The organism is Aurantiacibacter suaedae, assembly GCF_005434915.1.
Lineage (GTDB): Bacteria > Pseudomonadota > Alphaproteobacteria > Sphingomonadales > Sphingomonadaceae > Alteraurantiacibacter > Alteraurantiacibacter suaedae.
Map to the genome: position 1 here is coordinate 641599 of NZ_SKCG01000002.1, position 24911 is coordinate 666509.

24 protein-coding genes are annotated in these 24911 nt (G+C 64.8%); 13 read left to right on the plus strand and 11 right to left on the minus strand.

The annotated features are described in order from the left end of the window. Nucleotides 1–36: 36 nt before the first annotated feature. Both E0473_RS09490 and E0473_RS09495 read right to left on the minus strand, forming a co-directional pair. On the minus strand, nucleotides 37–1020 hold the full coding sequence (locus tag E0473_RS09490) for an LLM class flavin-dependent oxidoreductase (RefSeq protein WP_137680611.1): 984 nt from the start codon (nucleotides 1018–1020) through the stop codon (nucleotides 37–39). Then, nucleotides 1017–1757 (minus strand): alpha/beta fold hydrolase, encoded by a 741-nt coding sequence (locus E0473_RS09495; RefSeq protein WP_137680612.1) that lies wholly within the window; start codon nucleotides 1755–1757, stop codon nucleotides 1017–1019. Before E0473_RS09495 ends, E0473_RS09490 begins: the two co-directional genes overlap by 4 nt. Nucleotides 1758–1861: 104 nt before the next feature. Between E0473_RS09495 and thrS the strand changes: the two genes are divergently transcribed. Then, nucleotides 1862–3844: a threonine--tRNA ligase gene (thrS, locus tag E0473_RS09500; RefSeq protein ID WP_137680613.1), complete on the plus strand. Its 1983-nt coding sequence runs from the start codon at nucleotides 1862–1864 to the stop codon at nucleotides 3842–3844. 42 nt (nucleotides 3845–3886) lie between these two features. Further along, nucleotides 3887–4636 (plus strand): sulfite exporter TauE/SafE family protein, encoded by a 750-nt coding sequence (locus E0473_RS09505; RefSeq protein WP_137680614.1) that lies wholly within the window; start codon nucleotides 3887–3889, stop codon nucleotides 4634–4636. Between the two features lie 11 nt (nucleotides 4637–4647). Here E0473_RS09505 and E0473_RS15735 read toward each other — a convergent pair whose 3' ends face one another. Genes E0473_RS15735 through E0473_RS09515 form a run of 3 tightly spaced genes read right to left on the minus strand, consistent with a single transcriptional unit; the run spans nucleotide 4648 to nucleotide 7460 of the window. Next, nucleotides 4648–4770, minus strand: coding sequence for a hypothetical protein (locus E0473_RS15735; RefSeq protein ID WP_277751514.1), 123 nt, complete (start codon nucleotides 4768–4770; stop codon nucleotides 4648–4650). A gap of 49 nt (nucleotides 4771–4819) precedes the next feature. Continuing rightward, the gene (locus E0473_RS09510; protein ID WP_241657425.1) at nucleotides 4820–5797 is read right to left on the minus strand and encodes an agmatine deiminase family protein; all 978 of its coding nucleotides are present in this window, start codon (nucleotides 5795–5797) and stop codon (nucleotides 4820–4822) included. Nucleotides 5798–5801: 4 nt separating this feature from the next. Beyond that, nucleotides 5802–7460, minus strand: coding sequence for a M28 family metallopeptidase (locus E0473_RS09515; protein ID WP_241657426.1), 1659 nt, complete (start codon nucleotides 7458–7460; stop codon nucleotides 5802–5804). An 82-nt stretch (nucleotides 7461–7542) separates the two neighbouring features. Between E0473_RS09515 and E0473_RS09520 the strand changes: the two genes are divergently transcribed. From E0473_RS09520 to E0473_RS09535, 4 genes are all read left to right on the plus strand, one after another. Beyond that, entirely contained in the window at nucleotides 7543–10203 is a 2661-nt protein-coding gene (locus E0473_RS09520; RefSeq protein ID WP_137680616.1) for a [protein-PII] uridylyltransferase family protein, read from the plus strand. Beyond that, nucleotides 10203–10676, plus strand: coding sequence for a peroxiredoxin (locus E0473_RS09525; protein ID WP_137680617.1), 474 nt, complete (start codon nucleotides 10203–10205; stop codon nucleotides 10674–10676). Before E0473_RS09520 ends, E0473_RS09525 begins: the two co-directional genes overlap by 1 nt. A 2-nt stretch (nucleotides 10677–10678) precedes the next feature. Further along, nucleotides 10679–11476, plus strand: coding sequence for a ferritin-like domain-containing protein (locus E0473_RS09530; protein ID WP_137680618.1), 798 nt, complete (start codon nucleotides 10679–10681; stop codon nucleotides 11474–11476). Between the two features lie 114 nt (nucleotides 11477–11590). Beyond that, on the plus strand, nucleotides 11591–12259 hold the full coding sequence (locus E0473_RS09535) for a M23 family metallopeptidase (protein ID WP_137680619.1): 669 nt from the start codon (nucleotides 11591–11593) through the stop codon (nucleotides 12257–12259). 89 nt (nucleotides 12260–12348) lie between these two features. Here the strand turns inward: E0473_RS09535 and galU are convergent, their stop codons facing one another. After that, complete coding sequence (gene galU / locus E0473_RS09540; protein ID WP_137680620.1) at nucleotides 12349–13224, minus strand: UTP--glucose-1-phosphate uridylyltransferase GalU; 876 nt, start codon at nucleotides 13222–13224, stop codon at nucleotides 12349–12351. Between the two features lie 134 nt (nucleotides 13225–13358). On the opposite strand from galU, the gene E0473_RS09545 reads away from it, so the two are divergent. After that, entirely contained in the window at nucleotides 13359–13601 is a 243-nt protein-coding gene (locus E0473_RS09545; RefSeq protein ID WP_137680621.1) for a hypothetical protein, read from the plus strand. Here E0473_RS09545 and E0473_RS09550 read toward each other — a convergent pair. Next, nucleotides 13595–13840 carry a ribbon-helix-helix domain-containing protein gene (locus E0473_RS09550; protein WP_137680622.1) on the minus strand — a complete coding sequence of 82 codons (246 nt, stop codon included), beginning with the start codon at nucleotides 13838–13840 and terminating at the stop codon, nucleotides 13595–13597. The genes E0473_RS09545 and E0473_RS09550 overlap by 7 nt on opposite strands. 111 nt (nucleotides 13841–13951) lie before the next feature. On the opposite strand from E0473_RS09550, the gene E0473_RS09555 reads away from it, so the two are divergent. Then, the gene (locus tag E0473_RS09555; protein ID WP_137680623.1) at nucleotides 13952–14701 is read left to right on the plus strand and encodes a helix-turn-helix domain-containing protein; all 750 of its coding nucleotides are present in this window, start codon (nucleotides 13952–13954) and stop codon (nucleotides 14699–14701) included. A 39-nt stretch (nucleotides 14702–14740) separates the two neighbouring features. On the opposite strand, the gene phbB is transcribed toward E0473_RS09555, so the two are convergent. Both phbB and E0473_RS09565 read right to left on the minus strand, forming a co-directional pair. After that, entirely contained in the window at nucleotides 14741–15463 is a 723-nt protein-coding gene (phbB, locus tag E0473_RS09560; RefSeq protein ID WP_137680624.1) for an acetoacetyl-CoA reductase, read from the minus strand. 84 nt (nucleotides 15464–15547) lie between these two features. Next, nucleotides 15548–16288 carry a hypothetical protein gene (locus E0473_RS09565; RefSeq protein WP_137680625.1) on the minus strand — a complete coding sequence of 247 codons (741 nt, stop codon included), beginning with the start codon at nucleotides 16286–16288 and terminating at the stop codon, nucleotides 15548–15550. A 338-nt stretch (nucleotides 16289–16626) separates the two neighbouring features. On the opposite strand from E0473_RS09565, the gene E0473_RS09570 reads away from it, so the two are divergent. Genes E0473_RS09570 through holA form a run of 4 tightly spaced genes read left to right on the plus strand, consistent with a single transcriptional unit; the run spans nucleotide 16627 to nucleotide 21149 of the window. Beyond that, nucleotides 16627–17082 carry a DUF3576 domain-containing protein gene (locus E0473_RS09570; RefSeq protein WP_137680626.1) on the plus strand — a complete coding sequence of 152 codons (456 nt, stop codon included), beginning with the start codon at nucleotides 16627–16629 and terminating at the stop codon, nucleotides 17080–17082. Between the two features lie 19 nt (nucleotides 17083–17101). Continuing rightward, nucleotides 17102–19630, plus strand: coding sequence for a leucine--tRNA ligase (leuS, locus tag E0473_RS09575; protein ID WP_137680627.1), 2529 nt, complete (start codon nucleotides 17102–17104; stop codon nucleotides 19628–19630). Continuing rightward, nucleotides 19627–20118, plus strand: a complete 492-nt coding sequence (gene lptE, locus E0473_RS09580) for an LPS assembly lipoprotein LptE (RefSeq protein ID WP_137680628.1) — start codon at nucleotides 19627–19629, stop codon at nucleotides 20116–20118. Before leuS ends, lptE begins: the two co-directional genes overlap by 4 nt. After that, nucleotides 20115–21149 carry a DNA polymerase III subunit delta gene (holA, locus tag E0473_RS09585; protein ID WP_137680629.1) on the plus strand — a complete coding sequence of 345 codons (1035 nt, stop codon included), beginning with the start codon at nucleotides 20115–20117 and terminating at the stop codon, nucleotides 21147–21149. The genes lptE and holA overlap by 4 nt, the downstream gene beginning before the upstream one ends. A 10-nt stretch (nucleotides 21150–21159) precedes the next feature. Here the strand turns inward: holA and E0473_RS09590 are convergent, their stop codons facing one another. After that, entirely contained in the window at nucleotides 21160–22470 is a 1311-nt protein-coding gene (locus E0473_RS09590) for a capsule biosynthesis protein (RefSeq protein ID WP_421721783.1), read from the minus strand. A 191-nt stretch (nucleotides 22471–22661) separates the two neighbouring features. Here E0473_RS09590 and E0473_RS09595 point away from each other — a divergent pair, with 191 nt between their 5' ends. Then, nucleotides 22662–24128 carry an LTA synthase family protein gene (locus tag E0473_RS09595; RefSeq protein ID WP_137680630.1) on the plus strand — a complete coding sequence of 489 codons (1467 nt, stop codon included), beginning with the start codon at nucleotides 22662–22664 and terminating at the stop codon, nucleotides 24126–24128. Here the strand turns inward: E0473_RS09595 and E0473_RS09600 are convergent. Further along, complete coding sequence (locus E0473_RS09600; protein WP_137680631.1) at nucleotides 24118–24903, minus strand: SDR family NAD(P)-dependent oxidoreductase; 786 nt, start codon at nucleotides 24901–24903, stop codon at nucleotides 24118–24120. The genes E0473_RS09595 and E0473_RS09600 overlap by 11 nt on opposite strands. Between the last annotated feature and the right edge of the window lie 8 nt (nucleotides 24904–24911).

Consider the following 24911-nt stretch of genomic DNA (forward strand, 5'->3'; position numbering starts at 1 on the left):
CTCCTTGCGCCGGAGCGCAGCATTGGTGCCTTGAGGTCAGGCGGCGATGCGTTCCATCACCAGTTCGAGCGAGTGGCGGCGGGCCGCCGGGTCGTAAGTCGCGCCGGAGAAGACGATCTCGTCGGCCTTGGTGCGGTCGATGAAGCGCTCGATCTTATCGGCCACGGTGCGTGGGGAGCCCACGGCGGCGGCGGTCGAGAGGCTTTCGAGCATCGCCTGAGCCTGCATCGGCAGAGTTGCGCGATATTCCGGGATCGGCGGCGGCAGGCGGCCCGGATCGCCGCTGCGCAGGCGCACGAAGGCCTGTTCGTGGCTACTCGCCAGCGTTTCAGCCTCGTGATCGGTCTCGGCCGCGATCATCGTCATGGCAGCCATGACATGCGGCTTGTCGAGATACTCCGAGGGGCGGAACTGGCTGCGGTAAGCCTCCAGCGCGGCATCGAGGTGCGCGGGCGCAAAATGGCTGGCGAAGGCATAGGGCATACCCAATTGCGCGGCGAGCTGCGCGCCGAACAGGCTCGAGCCCAGCATCCACATCTCCACCTTCGCGCCGAGGCCGGGGGTGGCCTTGATCGGCAGGTCGACATCGCCGGTAAGCAGCGCGCGCAGTTCCACCACATCCTGCGGGAAATATTCCGCCGCGCGGTGCAGATCCTTGCGCAGCGCCTGGCCGAGCACTTGCCCCGCACCGGGCGCACGGCCCAGACCGAGGTCGATCCGCCCCGGAAACAGCGCGTCGAGCGTGCCGAACTGCTCGGCGATCACGAAAGGGTTGTGGTTGGGCAGCATCACCCCGCCAGAGCCGATGCGAATCGTACTTGTCGCATGGCCGATATGCGAGAGCACTACCGAAGTGGCACCCCCGGCGATACCGGGCGAGCCATGGTGCTCGGCCACCCAGAAACGCTTGTAGCCGTTCGCCTCGGCGGTCTGCGCCAGTTCGGCGGCATCGGCGAGTGCTTGCGAAACATCGCTGCCCTCGCGCACAGTAACAAGATCGAGAACGGAAAAAGCGGTCATAGCAGGCTCTCCAGCGTGCGTTGCAGCAAGGTTATGTCCTGCGGGCGCGACAGGCGATGATCGCCGCCTTTCACCAGCACGCCTTGCACATCGTCTGAAGCGAGCGCGCGCATCAGCAGCACGGAAATGTCGGACGGCACCTCGTCATCCTCCTGCCCGTGGAGCAGACGCACCGGGCAGGTGAGCGGAACCTCGCGGATCAGCATCCGCTGCAGCTGCGCATCCTGCCAGAAGCCGGGATGGGTGGGGGTGGGCACGGGGCCGTAGGGATTATCTTCGAACACCGTCTGACCAGCGGCCAGAGCGGCCTTCTGTTCCCGATCATAGCCCCAGGAGGTGAAGTCGGGCGCGGGTGCGATGCCGATCATCGCATGCAGGCGATCTCCCAGCGCCATGCCGACCAGCAGCATCAGCCAGCCGCCCATCGACGAGCCGACGAGCAGCACCGGACCTTCCACGCGTGCATCGATGAGTGCGAGCACCTCGTCTTTCCAGCGTGTCAGCGTGCCTTCGCCGAAGGTGCCCTCGCTGCGTCCGCAGCCCGAATAGTCGAGCAAGAGGCAGGCGCGGCCTTCACTGGCGGCCCAGTCAAAGATGGCGGTGGCCTTGGAGCCGTCCATATCGGACATGTAGCCGGGCAGGAAAACGGTGGTCGGGCCGGTCCCCGCTACATGGCGAAAAGCGATCTTGCGCCCGTCGACTAGGTGAAAGTCGCAGCGTTGTTCGGCCAGTTCCATTCGGCAATCCTCTCCATTGGCGCCGCTAGCTACGCGCTAAAACCTTTCAGCGCGCCGCGCCTTGTGCCATGGCGCGCGCAGGCAATCGACAGATATCTGGTATCATGAGCAATCACTTCAAGATTTCCCTTCCCGATGGTTCCGTTCGCGAGATGGCGCCGGGCTCGACTCCGGCCGATGTGGCGGCGGACATCGGGCCGGGCCTGGCCAAGGCGGCGCTGGCCGCGCGCGTGAATGGCGAGCTGCGCGACCTCACCCGCCCTTTCGAAGGCGACGCCGAGCTGGCGCTGGTCACCAGCCGCGACGAGGAAGAGGCGCTTGAGCTGGCGCGGCATGACTACGCCCACGTGCTGGCAGAGGCGGTGCAGGCGCTGTGGCCGGGCACTCAGATCACCTTCGGCCCCGCCACCGACGACGGCTTTTATTACGACGTGAAGGCGCCCGACAGCCGCGCCCCGTTCTCGATGGACGACCTTCCGGCCATCGAGGAAAAGATGCGCGAGATCATCCGTGCCAACAAGCCGCTTACGCGCGAGGTCTGGAGCCGCCAGCAGCTGATCGACAAGTGGCAGGCCGATGGCGAGACCTTCAAGGCCGAATGGGCGAACGAACTGCCCGAGGGCGAGGAGCTGACCGTCTACAAGAGTGGCGAGGACTGGCTCGACATGTGCCGTGGGCCCCATCTGCCGTCGACGGGCAAGCTCGACCCCGACGCCTTCAAACTGATGCGCGTTGCGGGTGCCTACTGGCGCGGCGACCAGAAGAACGCGCAGCTCACGCGCATTTATGGCACCGGCTGGCTGACCAAGAAGCAATTGAACGCCCACCTCACGCGGCTGGAAGAGGCCGCCAAGCGCGACCACCGCAAGCTGGGCCGTGAGATGGACCTGTTCCACCTGCAGGAAGAGGCGCACGGCTCGGTGTTTTGGCACCCCAAGGGCTATCGCATCTGGCGCGAGCTGGAGAGCTATATGCGCCGCAAGATGGACGGCGCGGGCTATCGCGAGATCAAGACCCCGCAGGTGATGGACGCCCGCCAGTGGGAGCAATCGGGCCACTGGGGCAAGTATCGCGAAAACATGTTCGTGATCCCCGACGAGGTGCCCAACACCGAAGAAGACGGCCCCGTCATCTCGGGCGAAGCCGACTGGATGGCGCTCAAGCCGATGAACTGCCCGGCGCATGTGCTGGTGTTCAAACAGGGCATCACCTCCTACCGCGACCTGCCGATCCGGCTGGGCGAAATGGGCTGCTGCCATCGCAACGAGCCGCACGGCGCGCTTCACGGACTGATGCGCGTGCGCCAGTTCACGCAGGACGACGCGCACATCTTCTGCACCGAAAGCCAGGTGGTGGAAGAAGTGCAGGCCTTCATCGCGCTGGCCGATGAGGTCTATCGCGATTTCGGCTTCACCTATGACATCAAGCTGGCGCTGCGGCCCGAGCAGCGGTTCGGCTCTGATGCCGACTGGGACAAGGCCGAGCAGGAACTGCGCGACGCGCTGAGCGCCAATGGCCTTGAATGGGAAGAACTGCCCGGCGAGGGCGCGTTCTATGCGCCCAAGCTCGAATGGCACCTGACCGATGCGATCGGCCGCACTTGGCAGGTCGGCACGATCCAGTCCGACCGCGTCCTGCCCGAGCGGCTGGATGCAAGCTATATCGGCGAGGACGGCGGGCGGCATCGCCCGGTCATGCTCCACCGCGCCATCTTCGGCAGCTATGAGCGCTTTATCGGCATCCTGATCGAGCACTTTGCGGGTCGCCTGCCGGCATGGCTCGCGCCGGTGCAGGCGGTGGTGGCAACGATTGTTTCCGACGCCGATCCTTATGGCGAAGAGGTGATGGCTAAGCTCAAGGCGGCGGGCATCCGCTGCGAGAGCGACTATCGCAACGAGAAGATCAACTACAAGGTGCGCGAGCACAGCCTCGCCAAGGTGCCCTATCTGCTCGTGCTCGGCATGCGCGAAGCGGAGGAGGGCAAGGTGGCGCTGCGCATCCTCGGCGAGAAGGACCAGCAGGTGCTTTCGCTCGACGAGGCTGTGGCGCTGATTGCGGGTGCGGCCAGCCCGCCGGACCTGACTTGATCGGTAGCGCGAGCGCCGCGCGCGCTGGGCTTGCGGGCTAGCATGGGCACCGATCTGATCGCCGGTTTCAGCGCGCTGCAGATCGCCGTGGCGGTGGCGGCGACGCTGGGGGCGGCTTTCATCCGCGGGCTGACGGGCTTTGGCTTCGGCATTCTGCTGGTGCCGATCCTCGCGCTTGCGCTCACGCCGGTAGAGGCGGTGCTGGCGCTGAACATCATGGCCGGACTGCTCGCCTTGAGCGAGATCCGGTTTGTCCTGCGCGAAGCGGAACGGTCGGCACTTACGATCAGCGTGCTGGTGCTGCTGACGACCTTGCCCGGGCTGGCTCTGCTCGGTGCACTGCCGCCTGCGCTCGCCCGGCTGCTGATTGCGTTGGTGGCGCTGTCGGCCTTCTTCGCCGTGCTGCTGCCGCGCCGGGGAGCCGATCAGCCGGGGCACCTTGCCACGGGCCTTACCGGCGTGGCGGCGGGCATCCTGACAGGTTTTGCAGCCATGCCGGGGCCGCCGGTGGTGCCCTATTACGTCGGTCGCGATATACCGCGCCGCACGGCCAAGGCATCGATGGTGGGCGTGTTCGGCGTTGCCGCCATGACGGGTGTTGCTTCGGGCGCAACGCTGGGAGTGCTCGAATGGCGGATCGTGCTGCTGGGCCTGGCGCTGTTCCCGCTCGTCGTGTTCGGCAACTGGCTGGGCAGTCTCGCCTTCGGCAAGGTCAGCGACAAGCTATGGCGGATTGTCGTGGGCGTGGTGCTGGCAGCGGCCGCCGTAGCTGCACTTCTCAAGCTGCTTTAGAAAAGCACGCGTTAGAAGGGCAGGGCCTGCCCGGCGGCAATCAGCGCCAGCGCGCAGGCTGTCACGACGGCAAAGCGCAGCACTTCGGCAGGGTTAGCGACGATCTCGCGGGCACGGGTGACAGAAGCACTCATACTCGCGAGTATGCGCGCTGTCCGGTAAACAAAGTGTTAAAGCGCCTGCCTAGCCGACAGGCACGTGCTGGCTGCAACAGTGGAACGAGCCGCCACCGGTCAGCACCGCGTCGGCCCTCAGGCCCACCGCCTTGCGCCCGGGAAACAGCTTTCCAATCGCCTCAACCGCCGCCGCATCGTTGGCGCAGCCGTAGACCGGCACGACCACCAAGTTGTTGGCGATGACGAAGTTCATGTAGCTCGCCGGTTCGGCATCCTCCTCGCCGTAAAGCCCGGCAGAGGGAATGCGGTGGACGGTGAGGCCGAAGTCGGCGGCCCTGCGCGCCGCATCGTCATAGACGGCGGCATTCGGATCATCGTCGCTGGTGGCGACGGGAATGGCGATCTCCCCCGGCGCGACGAAGCGCGCGAGGTTGTCGACATGGCCATCGGTGTGGTCGCCCAGCAGTCCGTCACCGAGCCACAGGATGCGCTCGAAGCCCAATTCTGCCGCGAGATGCTTGGCGATCTCCTCGCGCGACAGGTCGGGGTTGCGGTTCGGGTTGAGCAGGCACTGTTCGGTCGTCACCACAAGGCCGGTGCCATCAGGATCGACCGAGCCACCCTCCAGCACCCAGCCCGCCTTACGATAGGCAAAACCGCCCGCCTTGGCGAGCGAGGCGCCTGTCTCCTGATCGCCCTCGAGCAGATATTTCTCGCCCCATCCGTTAAAGCCGAAGCCCTGTGCCAGCCGCTCGCCCGCATCGGTGCGGACGATCAGCGGGCCGGTGTCGCGAATCCAGATGTCGCCATAGGGGTGACGCTCGAAGACCACCGAAGCATGGGCCAGCGCGCGCGCGGCGGCTTCGCTTTCGTCGTCTCGCACCACCAGGCGAACCTGCTGGCCGCTTTCCGCAATGGCATTGGCGAAGGCGGCAACCTGCGCCTGCGCGGGGGCGAGGTCATCCTCCCACAGGTCGGCGGCGGCGGGAAAGCCGATCCAGATCCACTCCTGCTCGGCCCATTCGGGCGGCATCGTCTGGCTCACTGTTTCAGCACCCCTCGCCGGCTGCGCAGCTGGCATCGCGCGTGGCGCGGAATTCGTCGCCCTCGACCCAGTTCGGCCAGTCCGCGCTCTCGGCCATCTCGCGGCCAATTGCGTAGTAAAGCCCGACATCCTGCGCCACGCCGCTCCAGTCCCAGTTGGGATCGTACTCGTCCTTGGGGCCGTGATAGTGGTTGGCGGTGTAGTCGGCATGGCCTGCCTCGCCCGCTTCGAAGCCGCCGTCGAACAGGTCTTCGCCGCTCTTCACATAAAGCATCGGCACGCCGCGCTTGGCGAGGCTGAAGTGATCCGAGCGGTAGTAGTATCCGGCCTGCGGGTTGGGATCGGCGGTGATCGTGCGGCCCTGCGCCTCCACCGCGCGTTCGAGCGTCGCATCGAGTTCGCTCTTGCCGCCGCCGATGGCGACCACATCGCGCGCCGGGCCGAGCACATAGAGAGCGTCCATATTCACCCCGCCCACCGTCTGGCTGAGCGGGAACACCGGGTTGGCGCCATAGTATTCCGAGCCGAGCAGGCCCGATTCCTCGGCGGTCACCGCCACGAAGGCGAGCGAGCGTGCGGGCGCCCCGGCCTCGTGGTGCATCTTCGCAAGGGCGACCAGCGCGGCGGTGCCGGTGGCGTTGTCGACCGCACCGTTGCAGATGTCATCGCCATCGGGCGCGGGGGTGCAGCGACCGAGGTGATCCCAGTGCGCGGTGTGGAGCACATATTCATCGGGCCCTTCGGAGCCAGGAAGCACGCCCACCACATTGGCCGAGGCGAACCGGCGAATGTCGTTGTCGAACTTGGTGCTGGCGGTGATGCCGAGCGGAACCGCCGTGAAGCCGGGCTGTGTGGCGGCCTGCTCCATCTGCGCAAGGTCCATGCCCGCCGCGCTGGCGATCTGCTCGGCCACCTCGTGCGTGACCCAGCCGTTGACCAGCGTCTGGCTCATCCCGCCGTCGTTGCGGGCGGCATAGACCTGCGGGCCGGACCAGCTCGATTCGACCACGTTCCAGCCATAGGCGGCGGGGAAGTCGGCATGGACGATGATCGCGCCCGCCGCGCCCTGCCGCGCGGCTTCCTCGAACTTGTAGGTCCAGCGGCCATAGTAAGTCATCGCCCGGCCGTTGAAGGGGCCTTCCATGGTCTCGGCGGCATAGTCCGCGTCGTTCACGAGGATCAGCGCGGTCTTGCCGTGCATGTCGATGCCGGCATAATCGTTCCAGCCGCGCTCGGGCGCGTTAATGCCGAAACCGACGAATACGATCTCGCTATCGTCGAGCGCCACGTGGTCCTGCTCGCGGTAGGTCACGCCGACCCAATGGTCGCCGAAGGCATATTTGGTGCCCGCGATGATGAGCGGGTTGATGTTCTGCGCGGTGATTTCCACCAGCGGCACTTCCTGCACCCAGCTGCCGTTGTTGCCCGGCTCAAGCCCGGCGGCGGCGAACTGCTCCTCCAGATAGGCGATGGTCTTTTCCTCACCCGGCGTGCCGGGGGCGCGGCCCTCGAATTCGTCGGACGCGAGAACGCGCGTGACCTCCTTGAGTGTGTCGACCGGGACCGGCGGGGTCTCCTGCGCCGAGGCCAGGGTGGACAGCGCCAAAGCGCAAAGCGGAGCGAGCGTGCGGGTGAGCATATGGTTTCGTCCGAAATTTTTCATCGCGCGAGCATTGGCACCGCCGCAGCCCTATCGCAAGCTTGCAACACTTGCCCACGCGTGCGGCACAAGGCAGGAGGCAGGCATGACCGCCGACTGGCAATCCGCACTCGCCCGCGCACAGGCGCATGCTCCATTTCTCGCGCTAGCGCTGCGCCGTCGGCCCGAACTGGCCGAACTGCTGGCCGAGGGGCGCGGCGAAGAGGCGCTAGCGGCAGCGCGCCGCTCGGGCGAGCGAGTTGAGGATATCGGCGAAGCGCTGCGGATCGAGCGGCTATCCCATGCGCTGGTGCTGGCGATTGGCGATCTGGCAGGAGCTTTCCCGCTTGATCAGGTGCTGAGCGAACTGACCGGCTTTGCCGATAGCGCGCTTGACCGGGCCATGCGCGCGGTGGTGGCGCGGCGTTGCCCCGATGCGGAGTTCGCAGGATTCACCGCGCTGGCGCTGGGCAAACAGGGCGCGGGCGAGCTGAACTACAGCTCCGACATCGACCCGATCCTGCTTTACGATCCCGCAACCCTGCCGCGTCGCGAGCGCGACGATCCGGGCGAGGCGGCGCAGCGCTATTCGCGCCAGCTGGTCGAGTTGCTTTCGTCGCACACCGGCGAGGGCTACGTGATGCGGGTCGATCTGCGGCTGCGCCCGGCCGCCGAGGTCAGCCCGCTGGCGATCTCCTTTCCCACCGCGCTTTCGCATTACGAAAGCTCGGCGCTGGCGTGGGAGCGCGCGGCCTATATCCGCGCCCGCGCGGCTGCCGGAGACATCGCGGCGGGCGAGCACTTTCTGGAGGAGGTGCGCCCGTTCGTCTGGCGGCGCAGTCTCGACTTTACCGCGATCGAGGAAATCCGCCGCCTCACCGCGCGCATCCGCGAGGCCTATCCCGGCCCGCGCGAGCCCGGAGCCGGGTTCGACGTGAAGCGCGGGCGCGGCGGCATTCGCGAGGTCGAGTTTTTCGCCCAGACCCACCAGCTTATCTATGGCGGGCGCCTGCCCTCGCTGCGGCTGCGCGGCACGCGCGCGGCGCTCGATGCACTGGCGGGCGAGGGGATCATCACGGCGCAGACGGCGCAGGAACTGGGCGAGGCCTATGATCGGCTGCGCGTGGTCGAGCACCGGCTGCAAATGGTCGAGGACCGGCAGACCCACGAACTGCCCGGCGGTGGCGAGGCGCTCGACAATGTCGCGCGGCTCGATGGCCTGGAGGATGGCGCGGCGTTGCTTGAGGAGTTGCGCGCGATCTGTGCGCGGGTGGGTGAGCATTACGACGGACTGCTCAGCGAGGGCGACGACGGTTCCTCCGGGGGCGTCGCCGTGCCGGCGCAGTTCCGCGCCGATTTCGATGCACGTGTCGCACACTGGACGGGCAGCCTGCGGGTGATGCGCAGCGCCGGGGCGCAACAAGCCTTCGCGGTGATTCGCCCGCGTCTGCTCGAAGCACTGGCCGAAGCGCCCGACCCGGCGCGTGCCATGGCACGGTGGGAGACCTTGCTCGAACGCTTGCCCACCGCGATCAACCTGTTCCGCCTGTTCGAACAGCGCCCCGGCTTGCTCGACACCGTGCTGCGCGTGCTGACGCTTACTCAGCCGCTCGCCGACGAACTGGCGCGGCGGCCCGAATTGCTTGACGCCTTGATCGATGCCAGCGCGCTCGACTTGCCCGGCAGCGTCGATGATCTCGCCGAGGCCATGCGCCAGTGCGAGGAGCCTGATTACGAAACGCGGCTCGGCCGGATTCGTCAGGTGGTGGGAGAAGAGCGGTTCGCGCTCGGGGTGCAACTAATCGACTGCCGCCACGATCCGCTCGCCATTGCCGAGGGGCTGTGCCGCGTGGCCGAAGGAGCGGTGCGCACCGGGGCCGAGGCTGCCATCGAAGAGTTCGAGCAGGTCCACGGGAAGATCGCGGACAGCGAGCTGATCATTCTCGGCCTCGGGCGACTGGGCGGCGGGGCTCTCACCCATGCGTCCGACCTTGACGTGGTGTACCTGTTTACGGGCGACATCGGCGAGGAATCGGACGGGCGCCGTCCGCTCTCGACTTCGCTCTATTTCAACCGGCTGGCGACCCGCGTCACCGCCGCGCTGTCGGTGCCGACCGCCGAGGGCGCGCTTTACGAAATCGACACGCGGCTGCGTCCGCAGGGCCGCAATGGGCCGCTGGCTGTGAGTGTCGAGAGCTTCGCGCGCTATCAGGCGAGCGAGGCCTGGACCTGGGAGCACATGGCGCTCGCCCGCGCGCGGCCGATCTTTGGCAGCGCCGAGGGGAAGGAGCACCTGCAGCAGGCGATCCGCGAAGTGTTGCTCGCCCCGCGCGACCCGGAGACGCTGCGCGCCGACGTGCTGAAAATGCGCGGCGATGTCGCCACCCACAAGCCGCCGCGCGGCGATCTCGATGTGAAGTTGATGCGCGGCGGGCTGATGGATAGCGAGTTCCTGATTCACTACCTGCAATTGCGCCACGGGCTGGGCTTCGTGCCTGCGCTGGAAAGCGCGATTGGCGAACTGGTGGCAGCAGACCACCTGCCGCCCGATTATGCCGAGCATCACCTCGCGCTGACGCGTGTGTTGGTCGCCGCAAGGTTGCTCGCGCCGGGCAGCAACGAGTCTACGCCGCCAGCCAGCGCTGTGCTGGCGCGGGCGTGCGGGGCGGATGACTTGCCCGCGCTGCGCCGCGCAATCATCGCCTCGCGGCAGGCCATCGCCGCGCAATGGGCCGAAGTGTTTGACGAGAAACTGGAGATCGAATGATGAGCGACAGACCCGATATCGGCGATAGTGTCCCCGACATTGCGCTGGAAACGCCCGAGGGCGGTTCTGTAAAGGTGTCGGACTTCAAGGGCGAGAAACTGGTGCTGTTCTTCTATCCCAAGGACAACACGCCCGGTTGCACCACCGAGAACATCGACTTCTCCGCGCTGGCAGAGGACTTCGCGGCGGCAGGCACCAGGCTGCTCGGCATAAGCAAGGATTCGGCCAGGAAGCACCAGAACTTCATCGCCAAGCACGATCTGAAGGCCCCGCTCGCCACCGATCCCGAACGCGATGGCCTTGCCGACGCGCTCGGTATCTGGGTCGAGAAAAGCATGTATGGCCGGCAGTATATGGGCATGGAGCGGACCACTTATCTGGTCGACGCCGAGGGTAAGATCGCCCGCGTCTGGCGCAAGGTGAAGGTGAAGGGCCACGCCGCCGAAGTGCTGGCCGCCGCGCAGGAGCTGTAACCATTACCGCCGAGGTCGATCTGTCGCAGGCGATCCGCGCCGCGCTGCTAACCGGTGACGCGCGCGCGAAAGTCATGGCGACGCGCAAGCTGGTGCGCGACTGGCGATTGGGGCGCCTGCCGACCCGCTTTTCGGTCGCCATGCCCGATCACCCCGAATGGCCCGAAGGTTTGGAGGTGTTGCCGCCCTCGCAAATGCCCAAACGCGGGCGCGGCGGTTCGGAGCGCAACCGGATCGCCCTTTGGCATTCGCTCGCACATATCGAATTCGTCGCCATCGACCTAGCACTCGACATGGTGGGCCGATTCGGAGCGCAGCAGGATGAGCGTTTTGTCGCCGATTTTCTGCGCGTGGCAGCGGACGAGGCGATGCACTTTGCCATCATCGAGCGGCACCTGGCGCAAATGGGCGCGCGTTACGGCGACCTGCCGGTCCACGGCGGTTTGTGGCAGGCGGCCACTGATACGGCTGACGATGTGCTGGCGCGGCTCGCTATTGTGCCGATGGTGCTTGAGGCGCGCGCGCTCGACGTTACTCCGGCGACGCTGGAACGCGTGAAAGCGCAGGGCGACGAGCGCGGCACGAAGATCCTTGCGCGGGTGCTTGACGACGAGATCCGCCATGTCGCAGCGGGCGCAAGCCATTTCGAGCGGCTATGCGAAAACGCCGGTTTTGTGCCGGAGAATCATTGGCAAAAGCTGGTTCGGGAACGATTTGGCGCGCGCTTAAAGCCGCCATTTAACGACTCAGCGCGTCAAGCTGCCGGTCTGCCGCGAGAATATTATACTGCGATTGCCTGATTAACCTTTGACCGCTCTATTGGTTCCCGACGGAAAAAGCGCGAACACATCGTCGCTTTGGGAATTGCGGGAACGGTCGGAAGGCTGGCCCCAATAAAGAGCAGAAGGGATCGTATGCTCTCGAAATTTGCAATCGCACTCGCGGCGCTGTCTGGCCTGTCCTCAGCTCCGGCCCTTGCCAATGAAACCGCCGTCGGCGTTGCGGCTTCGGCCAGCGCTTCCACCGCTTCGGGCGGTGTCGATACCGAATTCAGCGAATTGTTCGCCAACTGGCAGACGCTCGAGACGGGCGGCCGGGTTACCCAGTCGGGTGACGTAATGGCCGGCCCCAACATTGCCATCTCGGTTCCTTCGCGGATGCCGCTCGAAAATGCCGTGCTGACCAGCGGTTATGGCATGCGCAATCACCCGATCCTGCGCCAGCGCCGCGGCCACAAAGGCGTTGACCTCGCCGCGCCGACCGGCACCCCGGTCTATGCTACTGCCGATGGCCTCGTGGGCATGGCCCAGCCGTTCAGTTCCTATGGCAATTACGTCCAGATCGAGCACGGCGGCGCCATGCAGACCCGCTATGCGCACCTTTCGAGCTATGTGGTCAACCCGGGCGACAACGTCCAAAAAGGCGACCTGATCGGCTATGTCGGTTCGACCGGCCGTTCGACTGGCCCGCACCTGCACTATGAAGTCCGCGTGAGCGGTGAAGCGGTCAACCCGGTCCCCTATATGACCGCGGAACTCGCGATCGACGATAGCCCGCTGGCTGCGCGCGGCGGCCCGGAATGATCCGCAGCGCTTAAACGCAACGCCAAGCAAAAGGGCGGCAATCGCGAGATTGCCGCCCTTTTGCTTTGGGCTTATGCCGCGAAGGAGGCCTACTCGGCCAACAGACGCTCCGCCATGGCGCGAACCTCATCGCCCATGTCTTCGCGTTCCAGCGCCAGCGCCAGCGTTGCCTCGACGAAGCCGAGCTTGCTGCCGCAGTCGAACCGGCGGCCGGCGAAGGTAACGGCGTGGAATGGCTGGGTTCCAATCATGCGTGCCATCGCGTCGGTCAGCTGAATCTCGCCGCCCGCCCCCTTGCCCTGCGTTTCGAGCGTGCGCATCACCTCCGGCTGGAGGATATAGCGGCCGGAAATGATCTTGTTCGAGGGCGCATCGGCCACCGGTGGCTTCTCGACAAGACCCTTCACCTCGGTCAGCGCGCCGCTGCTCGCGCCCGGATCGATCACGCCGTAGGAAGAGACATCTTCATGCGGCACTTCGAGCACCGAAATAAGGTTTCCGCCCACTTCGTTATAGGCCTCGACCATCTGCGCCATGCAGCCCGGCTGGCCGACCATCATCTCGTCGGGCAGCAGGATGGCGAAGGGCTCGTCACCCACGATGGCGCGGGCGCACCAGATGGCATGGCCCAGGCCCATCGGTACCTGCTGGCGCACGGTGATGATATCGCCCGGCGTTGCGCGGGTCGGGTCGAGCACCGACATATCCTTGCCGCGCTCCTGCATGGTGGTTTCCAGCTCGAACGCCTTGTCGAAATGCTCGACGATGGCGGTCTTGCCGCGACCGGTGACGAAGATCATCTGCTCGATCCCCGCCTCGCGAGCCTCGTCGACGGCGTACTGGATCAGCGGCCGGTCAACGATGGGCAGCAATTCCTTCGGAATCGCCTTGGTGGCGGGAAGGAAACGAGTGCCGAGCCCGGCAACCGGGAACACAGCTTTGCGGATCGCTTTGGGTTTGCTCATGCCCAAGTGATGAATGGCCCAGGCAGGGTGGTCAAGGCCGTTCGTCATCGCAGTGCAACACTTGGACAGATTAGCAGTCAGTGGTGAACTTTTCTCGCTCCCGTGCATTGGTTGGGTAATTGGAGGAAAGTCTCATGGCATTGATAAGGTTGGCGGCTCTGGCCGCCGCAGGCGCAATCGGATACCGCTTTTTCGAGAAGATGCGCGCGAAGGAACATGCGGCCTTTGCTCCTGGGCAAGCGGGTGGCGATAACTTCGCCCAAGTGCGCGATTCGGGGCCGTCCTCGATGGCGGACAAGCCCAACCGGAAATGGAGCGAAGTGGACGAGGAAAGCGACCAGAGCTTTCCGGCAAGCGACCCGCCCGCGAATTACTGATCCAAACGCGTCGCGAGGTCGGCGACAAGCCACAGTCGCAGTGCTGTGGCCAACCCTGGTGCATGATCGGCGTCGATTCGCTCGGCATCAATTCGTGCCACTAATGCGTTGAGCGGTAGACGCTCGCGCTCCGCGGCCTTTTGCAGCAATTCCCAGAACAGGGGTTCGAGGCTGATCGACGTCTTGTGCCCTGCGATCTCGACCGAACGCTTGATAGGGGGGTGATAGGGCGCATCCATAAGCCGGCAGAGTAAGCGACTTGCCTTTCTATCCCTACGATTTTTTTGGGGTGGCTGGCGTTTGGCAGGCGACTTAGAGCGAGGGCATCGATCCGCAGAGCTTGGTGATAAATGCCCTCTGGCTACGAGAAACTCACGCACAAGGAAAAAGAGGTTCTGCGCCTGATTCTGCAGGGGCATGATGCCAAGTCGATGGCGGTTTCGTTAGAGCTATCGGTTCACACCGTTAATGAGCGCCTGCGCAATGCCCGTCGCAAACTGGCGGTTACGAGCAGCAAGGAAGCGGCGCGGCTGGTGTTCGCAGCCGAAGGCGGTAACCACGAATTTCTTGGTCACAAGAGAATCAGGGCAGCAGATTCTAAGGATCGCGACCAGACCGGGCAGCAGCCGATGTTCGGCTCCGGGGTGCGGATGGTCCGCCCCCGTGTGATCGGAGGAATTGTTGCCATGTCTCTCTTGCTTGCCACGCTTTTCGCCGCCCTGCAGCCGACGGGTGTTACGGATACGACCGAAGGGTCTGTTGCAGCATCCCAAAGCGAACGCGAGGTCGCGAGTTCAGCACGCCGTTGGCTTGAGCTTTCGGACGCGGGCGACTGGGCCACGGCCTATGCAGCCACTTCAACCTCATTCCGTCACCTTAACACCTTGCAGCACTGGACCGATACGGCGAGCGCGGTGCGCCCGCCGCTTGGCAGGGTGCTTTCGCGTGAGTTGATTTCGGTCGATTTCCCGCCCACGCCCGAACGCTATGCCAGCGTGAAGTTCCGCACAGACTTTGCCAATCGCGCCGGCCTGGTCGAGACCATGACGCTGGTTCGCGAGGACGATGCATGGCACGTGGTCGGCATCGTCATGGAATGAAGCGCGCCCACCCGCTCAGCACGGATGGGCGGCGCCGTGTTAGTACATGTGCTGCCCACCGTTGATCGACAGCGTCGACCCAGTGACGAAAGCGCCATCTTCCGAAGCCAGGAAGCTCACGCCGCGCGCGATTTCCTCGGCATGGCCAAGACGGCCGACCGGAATCCGGGCGACGATCTTTTCCAGCACGTTCTCCGGCACGGCAGCGACCATGTCGGTATCGATATAGCCGGGCGCGATGGCGTTGACGGTAATCCCGAAGCGCGCGCCTTCTTGTGCCAACGCCTTGGTGAAACCGTGAATGCCGCTCTTGGCGGCGGCATAGTTGACCTGGCCATATTGCCCGGCCTGCCCGTTGATCGAGCCGATGTTGACCACTCGGCCCCAACCGCGGTCCTTCATCCCGGAAAAGGTGGCCTTAGCCATGTTGAAGCAGCCACCGAGGTTGATGCGCATCACATCGTTCCAGTCCTCGAAGCTCATCTTCATCAGCGTGCCATCGCGCGTGATGCCGGCATTGTTGACCACGACATCGATCGGGCCGACTTCGCTGGCGATCTGTTCGCACCCGGCGAGCGCCGCGGCATGGTCGCCAACGTCGAATTTGAACACGGGAATGCCGGTTTCTTCGGAGAAGGCCTTGGCCTTCTCGTCGTTCCCTGCGTAGTTCGCAGCCACGGTAAAGCCATCGTCTTTAAGGGCTTCGCAAATGGCGCGGCCAATGCCGCGGGTTCCGCCAGTAACTATTGCAACACGAGCCATGATTCTCTCCACAAAAGACAAGGAGAATCATGGCAAAGCGACGCGCTTAGGTAAAGGAAAACCCGTGCTTTTGCGCGGGTTTGATCAGAACCGGAACTGGGTGCCGATGTAAACGGCCTGGCTATCCTGCTGCCGCACATCGGGCAGCGGACGCAGATCGCGTTCCTGCTGATAGCGCACGCCGGCGGTGACGTTGAGGTTGCGGGTCAGGCTGTAGCTGCCGCCAACGTCGAGCATCCGGTCGCCAAGCTGATCGGCAGCATTGGCGGGACGGCCTGCGGGCGCTTCTTCTTCAAGCTCGATTCGGGCGGCAAACCGGCTTGGCTTCTCGGCAGCACCGGCGCTCGGCTCGAACTCGGCGAGATCGGGCACTTCGGCCGAGGAAAGATTGGCGGCGAGATTGCTCACCTGCGCAGGCGCTTGGGCGAAGCTGCTGTAGCCACGCGAAAGGCCCAGATTGTAGCGCGAGGAAGCCAGACGCAGGTTGCCATCGGCCCCACCATCGCGGCCGCTATCGACCGAAGTGCGCCCGGAGAGAATCTGCGCAACGCGTTGATCCACCCGCACCGCCACGGTGACCGCGCGGCCCGAACCGTCACTGGCCGAATTGGCAGGTGTGAAGCGCATGAGCGGCGCCTTGCCACCAGCGCGTTCGGCCACGATGCGGGCGATGCGCGGATCGGCAGAGGCCGGGGTGAACGAAACAGAGGGGCCCGCTTCCGAATAGGTCGAATCGTTGCCGATAAGGCCGATGGCGACCACCGAGCTGGGCAGGGCAGCAGCCAGCAGCACGGCGCCGACGCCGAGCGCCAGTTTCGGTGCCAATCTGGAAAACCCCCTGGACATCATGCTTCCTCAATTCACTAGGCCCAACCTAACTTATCGGGCCGAAATGGCTAGTCTCTTAAGCCCGACATGCGGGAACTCACGAGTCTTCGCCTATTGCTTATATGTGATACGCAGATGACGGCGATATGGCCACGAATAAGCTCCTTTCATGTCGGGTTGTGGATAAGGTGTTGCACGCGATCCACAATCGCCGGTTTGATTCAGCCGTGGTTCACGGCTAGTCGCCGCAAGTGCGCCGCGCTTCGCACCGGCCTTGCCGCGCGAAGGATCCCGTTATAGCGGGGCGAAACATGGATTTGCTGACAGGAACGCCAATGGCTTTTTCGACTGACTGTGCTGGCCGATTTGCTCGTGTGCTGCTGCTGGGCGCAGGGGTTGCCGCACTGGCCGCTTGCGGCGGCGGCAACGACGAGCGTTTGCGGGCAGACCTCGCCGCCTCGCAGGTCACTTCGATCGGCGTCAACTCCTACCTCTGGCGCGCCAGCCTTGAAACGCTGTCGTTCATGCCGCTGACCCAGGCCGACAGCGCCGGCGGCGTGATCGTGACCGACTGGTATGCCAATCCCGACAATCCTCAGGAGCGGATGAAGCTTTCGGTGACGATCCTCGATCAGGATCTGCGCGCCGATGCCCTGCGTGTCGCCGCCAGCCGCCAGGTGCTGCGCGATAGCACGTGGATCGAAGCGCCGGTGCAGGCTGCCACCGTGCAGCAGCTCGAGGACATCATCCTCACCAAGGCGCGCGATCTCCGGCGTTCCGCCATCGGCTGATCTGGCCTAGGGGGCCGGTATGACTGATTCCCGATTCGCAACCAGGTTCAATCCTGGCCAAGCCGATTCGCGCTGGCAGCAGGCGTGGGCCGAAGCGCGCTGCTTCGAAGCCGACAGCACCAGCGCCAAGCCGAAGAGCTTCATCCTCGAGATGTTCCCCTATCCCTCGGGGCGCATCCACATCGGCCACGTGCGCAACTATACGATGGGCGACGTGCTGGCGCGCTATCACAAGATGCGCGGGCGCGAGGTGCTGCATCCGATGGGCTGGGACGCCTTCGGGATGCCGGCCGAGAACGCGGCAATGGAAAAGGGTGTCCATCCGGCAGGCTGGACCTACGACAACATCGAAACGATGAAGCGGCAGCTCAAGCAGCTCGGCTTCGCGCTCGACTGGAGCCGCGAGATCGCCACCTGCGATCCGACTTATTACGGCCACGAACAGGCGCTGTTCCTCGCGCTGTACGAGGCGGGCCTGGTCTATCGCCGCGAATCGGCGGTGAACTGGGACCCGGTCGATATGACCGTGCTTGCCAACGAACAGGTGGTGGACGGGCGCGGCTGGCGCTCGGGTGCGCTGGTGGAGAAGCGCAAGCTTAACCAGTGGTTCCTCAAGATCACCCAGTTCGCCGACGATCTGCTCGAAGGCCTCGATACGCTCGATGGCTGGCCGCAGAAGGTCCGCACGATGCAGGAAAACTGGATCGGCAAGAGCCAGGGCCTGCAGTTCCGATTCGATCTTTCCGATGGCGGCACGGTGGAGGTCTATTCGACCCGGCCTGACACCATCTTTGGCGCAAGTTTTGTCGCGGTCGCCGCCGATCACCCGATCGCGCAAGGCGTGGCCGAGGGCAATCCGGAAGCGCAGGCCTTTATCGAGAAGTGCCGGGAGGGCGGCACGACCGCCGCTGAACTGGAGACGGCGGAAAAGCTGGGCTTCGACACCGGCATCACGGCAAAGCACCCGTTCACCGGGGCCGATCTGCCGGTCTTCATCGCCAACTTCGTGCTGATGGACTACGGCACCGGTGCGGTGATGGCGGTGCCGGGTCACGACCAGCGCGACTTCGAGTTTGCGACCAAGTACGGCTTGCCGATCATCCGCGTGATCGCCGCCAATCCGGGCGATGCGGAGGTGCCGCTGCGCGAGGCGGAAACGGGCGACGGTGTGCTTGTCCACTCCGATTTCCTTGACGGCATGAGCGTGGAAGAGGCCAAGGCCGCGATCATCGCTCGCGCCGAAGACGGCGGCTGGGGCGAGGGCAAGACGGTGTGGCGCCTGCGCGACTGGGGCGTGTCGCGCCAGCGCTATTGGGGCACGCCGATCCCGTTCATCCACTGCGAAGCCTGCGGTGTGGTGCCGGTTCCGCAGGATCAGCTTCCAGTAACGCTGCCCGAGGATGTCGATTTCTCGATTCCCGGCAACCCGCTCGAACGCCACCCCACGTGGAAGCATGTCGACTGCCCCAAGTGCGGCGCAGCGGCCCGGCGCGAGACCGATACGCTCGACACCTTCGTCAACTCCTCGTGGTATTTCCTGCGCTTCGCCAGCCAGCCTGCCGATAAGGCCTTCGACAAGGCCGAAGTCGCGCAGTGGATGCCGGTGCAGCAATATATCGGCGGTATCGAGCACGCAATTTTGCACCTGCTCTACGCTCGCTTCTGGACTCGCGCGCTGGCCCATGTCGGGCTGCTTGACGTGAAGGAGCCGTTCGCTTCGCTGTTCACGCAAGGGATGGTCACGCACGAGACCTACTCGCGCAAGGAAGGCCCGCGCGATGTGTTCTTCAGCCCGGCGGAGATCGACCGCAGCGGCGAGGGGGCCTCGCTCAAGGCCGATGGCCAGCCGGTCGAGATCGGCAAGGTCATCAAGATGTCCAAGTCGAAGAAGAACGTCGTCGACCCCGAGGACATCATCGCCCAGTACGGCGCCGACGCGGTGCGCTGGTTCATGCTGTCGGACAGCCCGCCCGAGCGCGATCTGCCGTGGTCCGAAGCCGGGATCGAGGGCTGCGGCCGCTTCGTGCAGCGCCTGTGGCGCCTGTTCGGCCAACTCGACGAGAGCGCTGAGGGCGTGGATAGGGCGCTGGCCCGCCGCACGCACCAGACCGTTGCGGCCGTGGCCGAGGACATCGAGGCACTGGCCTTCAACAAGGCCGTCGCCCGCATTTACGAGCTGACCGGCGCGACCGAGAAAGCCGCTCCGTCCGCTGACCGCAACGCGGCTATTCACGCGCTGTTGGCGCTGGTTTCGCCGATGATGCCGCACCTTGCCGAAGAGGGCTGGGAAGCGCTCGGCCAGAAGGGTCTGATTGCCGAGGCCGCCTGGCCCGAGGTCGATCCGGCGCTGCTGGTGGAGGACGAGGTCACCATCGCGGTGCAGGTGAAGGGCAAGCTGCGCGATACGCTCACCGCGCCCAAGGGCGCCTCGAAAGAGACGCTGGAAGCCATGGCGCTCGCCAGCGAAAAGGTGCAACGTGCCATCGATGGCGCGGAAATTCGCAAGGTGATCGTGGTGCCCGACCGACTGGTGAACATCGTCGCATGAGAATGATCGCTCCTCTGTTGCTGCTGGCGAGCCTTTCCGCCTGCGGGTTGCAGCCGCTCTATTCGGGCGGCGCTTCTGGCGCGGTGGCGCAGGGGCTGGGCGCTATCGAGGTGGCGCCCATTCCGGGGCGCGAGGGCTGGCTGGTGCGCAATGCGCTGAACGACCGGTTCGGCGAAGCAGGCGTGGAGGGCGCACCGCGCTATCGGCTCGATGTCGTGCTCGATCAGGAGTTGGAGGGCCTTGGCCTGCTGACCGACGACACCATCGGGCGCGAACGGCTGTCGCTACGGGCCCGCTATCAGCTGGTGGAACTGGCTACGGGCGCGATTATCGTCGATGCGACGGCCGGGTCCGATGCGGGCATCGATGTGGTTTCCTCAGAATTCGCCACCATCGCCGCCGAGCAGACCGCGATGGAAAACCTGGCGCAGGATGTCGCCGGGCAAATTCAGGTCAGGCTGGCGCGCACCCTGCGCGAGCAGCGGTGAAGGCGACCCAGCGCGACATTTTTCGGGCCGCCCAGCGGGCCGGCGATTGCTGCCGTCTCTATTTTCTGTGCGGGCCGGACGAGGCCGGGGCTACGGCAGCCGCCGCCAAGCTCATCGCCGCTCTGCCCGATCCGGGAGAACGTTATGAACTGAGCGGGCCGGAGCTGCGCACAGATCCGGTTCGTCTGGTCGACGAGGCACGTTCCACCTCGCTGTTCGGTGACAGGCGGCACCTCTATGTTCGCGTGAATGGCGAGGATGCGCACGATGCGCTGAAAACCTTCCTTGATCTGAAGGACCGGGGCGAGGCCGATCAGGCCTGGCCGGTGTTCATTGTCGCGAGCGGGGCCACCGACAAGTCGCGTTCGGCCAAGCTGCTGCTCAAGCGTGACGATGCCATGGTCGGCGTGTTCTATCCGCGCGACCTCAAGGACATGATCATCGACGTACGTGCGCTGGCCGATGCCGCAGGGGTGCGCCTTGGCGGGGATCTGGCGGAACGCATCGCGCGCTCGGTCAATCTCGATATCCGGCTGGCCGGTGCGGAGGTCGAGAAGCTGGCGCTTTATCTCGATGCCTCGCACACCTCGCCCAAGAGCGCAGATGTGGCGAGCTACGAGGCGATCTGCGCGAGCACTGAGGAGGACGGCTTTGCCGCCCTGGTCAATGTCGCGCTCTCTGGTGATCTGCGCAAGCTGCCGGGCGAAGTGCGGCGGATGCGCGATCTGTCGATCAATCCGGTGGGTGTGGCGCTGGCGCTGGAGCGGCGGGCGGCGCAGCTTGCCTCGTTAAGTGCGAAGCTGCGCCCGGGCGAGGACATCGCGCGCTTTCTCGAAAATGAGCGGGTCTTCTTCAAGGAACGGCGCGAGATCGGCCAGCAGTTGCAGCAGTGGAGCGGCGGCAAGCTCGAACGGCTTGTACCGCGCCTCACCCAGCTGCACCGCTTGCTGCTGTCGAACAGCCAGGTGGCCGAACTGCTCTTGGCGCAGGAGCTGGCGAGCATCGCCCGCGTCGCGGCGGCGCGGCGCTAAAGCCTTCCGATTATTCCGGCGTTAGTGCCCGGCCCTCGAGTCGTGCGACCGAGTGCCGCACCACCTTGTCGAGCGCCTCTTCGGAGAAGAACCCGCCGGGGATCAGGCATTTTTCAACCAGCACGCGGCGGAACGCGGCGAAGGTTTCCGGATCGGGCGGCGTGCTTTCGGTCCAGAAACGGTCGATGCCATGCTGGAAAGTGAGGTCGGCCATATCGTAAATCGCCTGGCCCAGCGCAATCACCGGTACGTTCATCGCCAGCGCGAAAGTTCCGCTGGTGCTGTTGATCGTCACCATGCCCTTGGCGCGCTTGGCGACCGGTACGATGTCGCCAAAGCCGAGGTAGTCGACCCGATCTTCGATACCCAGTGTCTCGGCCATCGAGCGCACTTCCTCGCGCCAGTCGACCACGCCATTATCGAGCGGGTGTTCCTTCACGACCAGCCGCGTGCCTTCGGGCGCGTTCTTGGCGAACGAGCGCAGGACCATCATGATCGCGTCGTTCATCGTCGCAAAGGGCGAGTGCAGGCGGATCTGCGCGTCCGATGCCAGTTGCAGGGGGAAAAGATAGTAAGGCTCGTCTGACGCCATCAGCCGATTTACCAGCTCCGCAGCTTTCTCCCGCCGCTCGCGGCCTCGCCACAGCTTGCGGGCCCAGCCTACGGCCTCGATCAGCGGATGCCAGGGGCGGTGGTTTTCCCAGTGCGGATAGTACCAGCGCGTGAAGACATCGCCGCAGTTGTAAACCAGCCCTTCGAGCGCGCGCCGCGTGAAGGAGGACGGAACCTGCTTGTGCTGGGGGATCGGAGGCAGGGTGGCAGCGAGCTTGCGATACCATTCCGGATCGCTGGGCAGTTCGGAATGGCCGTTCACCCCGCCCAGTTCGAGAGTAACCCAGTCAGGCCGGATGTACCCTTCCTCGAACACGTGGACCGGCACCCCCAGTTCGCGGCAAATTGCGACGGCAGGGACATGATGCGCGCGGCAATCGCCGAACAGCACCACGTCGGTGATGGCATTGTCGTGAAGAATCTCGCGGAATGCTTCCGGCCATTCCTTCAAGGTGCCGCGATAGTCGATGCCGCCCGGCAAGCGCCAGAACAGCCGGTCACCCCCGTTGAAGTTGACCTTGAAGACATTGTGGCCGGCCTGAATAAGCCCCTGCCCAAGGCGGCGGAACAGCCGGCCCATCAGGCCTTGCAGCAAGAGCACGTTGCGCGGGCGAGGTTCGCCTGCAGCTGCGCCGGGCGCATGCGCGGAAATGACCGGAAGCTCATCCTGGAACATACGATTGGCCTGCTTGCCGCGGACGGACTTCAAATCGGGAAAACTCTTACCACCCACAAACCATAACCTCGAAGCCGAGCACATAAATTGGCCTAGAGCAAAAGCGTAAGGAAAAAGAATCCAATTCTAAAGAAATCCCCAACCGCATAGGGAAATGCGGCGTCGGCGCTGCCGTGTGGGCTAGCCTTGGAACAACTGTGCGATTAACGCCTGCCGCGGATTTCATGGACTTTCTTCTCGCCTCGTCACTTGCCGCTATTGGCTCCCTGCTGGTCGATGGCTTTGCCCGTCCACGTGCGCCAAGCGCGCGGCGGTGGGCAGGCCTGTGGTTGATCGTGCTTTTGAGCATGGCGGCGTTCGGCCTGATGCTGGCCGTTAGCGGAGATTCGCTTTTGGCGGCACTGACCGTGCTGGCGTTGCAGGTGCTGCTGGTTGCCTCATCCAACGCCAAGCTGCGCATCCTGGGCGAACCGCTGCATTTTTCCGACTTGGCGTTGTTTTCGGCTGTGTTTCGGCACCCGCAATTCTATTTCTCTGCCCTGTCCGCCGCGCAAAAGGCGGGCGGACTGGCAGCGATAGCCGCACTTGTCGCGACCTTTGTCTGGCGCTTTAATACGTCCCCCGCCACGCACCTCGTCGGCGCGGCAATAGGCGCTGTGGCCGTGCTGGCGATTGCGCTTTCCCTGCGTTTGCCAGTGTTCCGCGCGCTCGCTGTGAGGCCCGATGCAGACAGCGACGTTGCCCAGCTTGGCCTGGTGCCGACCTTGCTGCTGTATTGGCTGCGGTGGCGCCAAACGCCGAACGACCTGCCCCGCCCTGCGCAACCGCTTGCTGGTGAGGCTGCAGGCGACGTCGAAATCGTCATCGCGATCCAGTGCGAGAGTTTTGGCGATCCGGTCGAACTGTTTGGCGACAGAAACCATGCGCTCCCCGGTCTGGAGCGCGCGCGTGGCAAGGCGGCGCAATGGGGTAACTTGCTGGTCAGCGGTTTCGGTGCCTACACCATGCGTACCGAGTACGGCGTGCTGTTCGGGCGCGACGAGGAGGAGCTGGGTTTCTGCCGTTACGATCCCTTCCTCACCGCCGCGCGCGAGGCAGACATTGCGCTGCCGCACAGGTTTGGCACCAAGGCATGGCGCAGCCTGTTCGTCCATCCGCACGATATGCGCTTCTACAATCGCCACACGATCATGCCTGCGGCAGGTTTTGCTGGACTGGTGAGCGAAGAAGCGTTCGCCCCGGCGCTTCCGTCCGAAGGTCGCTATGTCAGCGACAAGGCCGTGGCCGAGAAGATTCTGCAACTAGCGCAAACCGATGATGAACGCCGCTTCATCTATGCCGTCACCATCGAGAACCATGGCCCGTGGTCGGTCGATGGCGCTGTGGAAGGCGACAGCTTGTTAAATCAGTATCTGCGGCGCGTTCAGGCCAGCGACGCGATGCTGAGCCAGTTGCTCGATGGGCTGGCGGCGCTTCGTCGCCCCGCGCTGCTGGCCTTCTTCGGCGACCACCGCCCCAGCATCCCCGGCCTCAGCGAGCCTGGAGGGCCACGCCATACGCCTTATGTGATCCTGAAATTCGACAGTGACGGGATGGTACAAACCGGCGCCAACGTGCGCGAAGACATTACGCCGGCGCAATTGCATCGGGCTATTGTGCGGATGACCTTAGGTGAGACGGTTACGGTTTGATCGCTGCCAGCAGCCGGTCGCGCAAAGCGGTGGGAAGTGCCTTGTCGAGCAGCCTGAGCGCGGTGAAGGGCCATGGCGTGACATAGTGCCGTTTGCCGCGTTCTGCCGCCTGCGCAATCCTGCGGGCGGCGATGCGCACCGGTATGGCCATAGGTCGCTCCTCGGGGCCGCTAGCGATAAAACCGGGGGCGACCAGAACCACCGAAACACCGCGCGGCTTCATCGCGATTCGCAGCGCGTCTGCAAAGCGCGCCAGCCCGGCCTTGGAGGCGGCATAGCTCGCCGCCGATGGTAGCGCGTGGTGACCTGCCGCTGACCCCACGATCACGATCCGACCATGCCCGCGCCGCGCCATCCGCTCCGCCATGGCCGCTGCCATGGCAGCGGGGGCGGTGAAGTTGGTTTCCACGACGCGCGCGATTTGCGCGGGCGGCTCAACCATCGCGCCCGGCGGGCAGACATCGCCGATCCCCGCCACGAGATATACGAGATCGAAGGGCGACTTGGCATCTTCCTCCGCCAGCGCGGCGATCGCAGCTTCACAGTCGGTCAGGTCGAGCCGCCTTTCGGTAGCCTCGGCTCCGGCCGCACGGACGGCTTCTGCCGTGCTTGCAAGCCGCTCCGGGTTGCGGCCCCACAGGCTGAGAGACGAGCCCGAGCGCGCATGGTGAAGCGCCAGCGCTCGGCCAAGTGCGCCTGATGCGCCCGTTATCAGAAGACGTTTGCCAAACTCGGGTGTGGTTGAGGAGTTACACGGGGGCAGCAAGTGGTCCATCTGTTAAC

What these genes read in the sequence shown, in the direction of transcription:
- E0473_RS09490 (WP_137680611.1), bottom strand. Translation starts at nt 1,020, where the DNA reads ATGACCGCTTTTTCCGTTCTCGATCTTGTTACTGTGCGCGAGGGCAGC.
- E0473_RS09495 (WP_137680612.1), bottom strand. Translation starts at nt 1,757, where the DNA reads ATGGAACTGGCCGAACAACGCTGCGACTTTCACCTAGTCGACGGGCGC.
- thrS (WP_137680613.1), top strand. Translation starts at nt 1,862, where the DNA reads ATGAGCAATCACTTCAAGATTTCCCTTCCCGATGGTTCCGTTCGCGAG.
- E0473_RS09505 (WP_137680614.1), top strand. Translation starts at nt 3,887, where the DNA reads ATGGGCACCGATCTGATCGCCGGTTTCAGCGCGCTGCAGATCGCCGTG.
- E0473_RS15735 (WP_277751514.1), bottom strand. Translation starts at nt 4,770, where the DNA reads ATGAGTGCTTCTGTCACCCGTGCCCGCGAGATCGTCGCTAACCCTGCC.
- E0473_RS09515 (WP_241657426.1), bottom strand. Translation starts at nt 7,460, where the DNA reads ATGAAAAATTTCGGACGAAACCATATGCTCACCCGCACGCTCGCTCCG.
- E0473_RS09520 (WP_137680616.1), top strand. Translation starts at nt 7,543, where the DNA reads ATGACCGCCGACTGGCAATCCGCACTCGCCCGCGCACAGGCGCATGCT.
- E0473_RS09525 (WP_137680617.1), top strand. Translation starts at nt 10,203, where the DNA reads ATGAGCGACAGACCCGATATCGGCGATAGTGTCCCCGACATTGCGCTG.
- E0473_RS09535 (WP_137680619.1), top strand. Translation starts at nt 11,591, where the DNA reads ATGCTCTCGAAATTTGCAATCGCACTCGCGGCGCTGTCTGGCCTGTCC.
- galU (WP_137680620.1), bottom strand. Translation starts at nt 13,224, where the DNA reads ATGAGCAAACCCAAAGCGATCCGCAAAGCTGTGTTCCCGGTTGCCGGG.
- E0473_RS09545 (WP_137680621.1), top strand. Translation starts at nt 13,359, where the DNA reads ATGGCATTGATAAGGTTGGCGGCTCTGGCCGCCGCAGGCGCAATCGGA.
- E0473_RS09550 (WP_137680622.1), bottom strand. Translation starts at nt 13,840, where the DNA reads ATGGATGCGCCCTATCACCCCCCTATCAAGCGTTCGGTCGAGATCGCA.
- E0473_RS09555 (WP_137680623.1), top strand. Translation starts at nt 13,952, where the DNA reads ATGCCCTCTGGCTACGAGAAACTCACGCACAAGGAAAAAGAGGTTCTG.
- phbB (WP_137680624.1), bottom strand. Translation starts at nt 15,463, where the DNA reads ATGGCTCGTGTTGCAATAGTTACTGGCGGAACCCGCGGCATTGGCCGC.
- E0473_RS09570 (WP_137680626.1), top strand. Translation starts at nt 16,627, where the DNA reads ATGGCTTTTTCGACTGACTGTGCTGGCCGATTTGCTCGTGTGCTGCTG.
- leuS (WP_137680627.1), top strand. Translation starts at nt 17,102, where the DNA reads ATGACTGATTCCCGATTCGCAACCAGGTTCAATCCTGGCCAAGCCGAT.
- lptE (WP_137680628.1), top strand. Translation starts at nt 19,627, where the DNA reads ATGAGAATGATCGCTCCTCTGTTGCTGCTGGCGAGCCTTTCCGCCTGC.
- E0473_RS09595 (WP_137680630.1), top strand. Translation starts at nt 22,662, where the DNA reads ATGGACTTTCTTCTCGCCTCGTCACTTGCCGCTATTGGCTCCCTGCTG.
- E0473_RS09600 (WP_137680631.1), bottom strand. Translation starts at nt 24,903, where the DNA reads ATGGACCACTTGCTGCCCCCGTGTAACTCCTCAACCACACCCGAGTTT.